The 1,939-nt window shown below is 52.8% G+C and carries 3 protein-coding genes; all 3 read right to left on the bottom strand.

Annotation, left to right across the window (positions count from 1 at the left end; translation table 11 throughout):
* Positions 1-587 (bottom strand): coproporphyrinogen-III oxidase family protein (locus tag ACTG34_RS13650; RefSeq protein ID WP_439105420.1); only part of this gene is annotated, 587 nt, incomplete at its 3' end.
* A 6-nt stretch (positions 588-593) separates the two neighbouring features.
* Positions 594-1,211 (bottom strand): RdgB/HAM1 family non-canonical purine NTP pyrophosphatase, encoded by a 618-nt coding sequence (gene rdgB / locus ACTG34_RS13655; protein WP_439105421.1) that lies wholly within the window; start codon positions 1,209-1,211, stop codon positions 594-596.
* Complete coding sequence (gene rph, locus ACTG34_RS13660; protein WP_439105422.1) at positions 1,208-1,924, bottom strand: ribonuclease PH; 717 nt, start codon at positions 1,922-1,924, stop codon at positions 1,208-1,210. The genes rdgB and rph overlap by 4 nt, the downstream gene beginning before the upstream one ends.
* Positions 1,925-1,939 lie beyond the last annotated feature (15 nt).

Raw genomic sequence — 1,939 nt, forward strand, 5'->3', positions numbered from 1 at the left:
AGTTGGTAGAGTGAGAGGTGTCCATTGGCTAAGGCAAGACCCTCAGCCAATTCGGCCTCCCATGCCATTAAGTCTTGGTTTTGTCGCGCATAAATAAGGTCAAATGACGTGCGCTCAAAGACCGACTGCGCGACGTCTATCGCGGTCTTTGCCTCGGACACTGAATGCATGCGACCGAGCATGCGAAGATCGTCATCGCGCAGTGATTGAACGCCAAGTGAGACGCGATTTACACCGGCTGAGCGAAAATCTCTAAACTTTGCAATTTCAACGGATGAGGGGTTTGCCTCCAGTGTGATTTCAACATCATTTGTTAGTGACCATCGAAGCCGCACACGGTCCAGAATTTTCGCAACCAGAGATGGGGCCATGAGCGATGGGGTTCCACCGCCGAAGTAAATTGACTGGACCAGCCGTCCAGATGTTTCGGCTGCTACGCGGTCGATTTCGCAGAGGTATGCATCTCCCCATGCATCTTGGTCCACAGATCCAGAAACGTGAGAATTAAAGTCGCAATAGGGACATTTGGACTGACAGAACGGCCAGTGAAAATAGATCCCGAACCCGCCATTTTGCCAATCTTCCATGAGGTTCTATGCCCGCCCCGAAAAGGGCCCCTTTACAAATTTTGAAAATGCGTCTGATCGGTGACTCATTGCGTGTTTTTTGGATGGGTCCATTTCTGCGAAAGTTTGCGTTTCACCATTTGGAACAAAGATTGGATCAAACCCAAACCCTAGATCGCCACGCATTGGCCATTCCAGATGCCCCTCTACCGTACCTTCGAACACTTCGTCATGTCCGTCAGGCCACGCGAGGCACAATGTGCAGCAAAATCTAGCCACTCGCGGCGATGGCGCATTTTTAGCGTCCAGCAAGTTCCAGACTTTTTCCATCGCCATAGGAAAGTCACGGCCATTTGCCGTTTCTGCCCAGTCGGCAGTATAAACGCCCGGTGCGCCGTCAAGTGCATCGACCATAATCCCGCTATCATCGGATAACGCTGGAAGCCCTGACTTTTGAGCAGCGTAGTGTGCCTTTATCCGAGCATTACCCGCAAAAGTATCTTCGGTTTCTTCAGGCTCATCGAACCCTAGATCACCAGCCGATATGACGTCGACGCCAAACGGCGTGAGGAGCGCCCCTATCTCGCGCAACTTGCCCGCGTTATGTGACGCGAGCACAAGCTTATCGCCGTCAAACAGCCTCATCCGGCAATGGCCGCGTTCTGAGCGGCTACCAACTCCGAAATACCCTTATCAGCAAGATCGAGGAGTTCGCTAAGTTGCGCACGCGAATATGTTGATCCTTCGGCACTCATCTGTGTTTCGACCATTTGGCCGTTGGCCAACATGATGAAATTGCCATCTACGCCTGCTTCGGAATCTTCGGGGTAGTCGAGGTCGAGCACGGGCTGGCCCGCGTAGATGCCACATGAGATTGCAGCAACGTTGGAGATGAGCGGGTCCGTCGTAATGTCACCTGCTTTGATCAACTTATTGACCGCAAGCCTAAGTGCGACCCAACCACCGGTTATGGCGGCGCAACGTGTTCCTCCATCGGCCTGAATGACATCACAATCTACCGTGATTTGACGCTCACCAAGGGCGACGCGATCAACGCCAGCGCGCAACGAACGGCCAATTAGGCGTTGAATTTCGATAGTACGTCCACCTTGTTTGCCGGCGGTGGCCTCTCGGCGCATACGCGAAGATGTGGAGCGCGGAAGCATGCCATATTCTGCTGTCACCCAACCTTGCCCTGAATTGCGCATAAATGGCGGGACGCGTGGTTCTAGGGTCGCAGTACACAGGACATGCGTATCGCCACATCGGATCATGCATGAACCCTCAGCGTGTTTGGTTACGCCTGTTTCGATAGAAATCGAACGCATTTCATCAAGCTTTCGTCCAGAAGGTCGCATGATCATTCCTTTTTG

The sequence above is a fragment of the Celeribacter marinus genome (genome assembly GCF_965656515.1).
Lineage (GTDB): Bacteria > Pseudomonadota > Alphaproteobacteria > Rhodobacterales > Rhodobacteraceae > Celeribacter > Celeribacter marinus_D.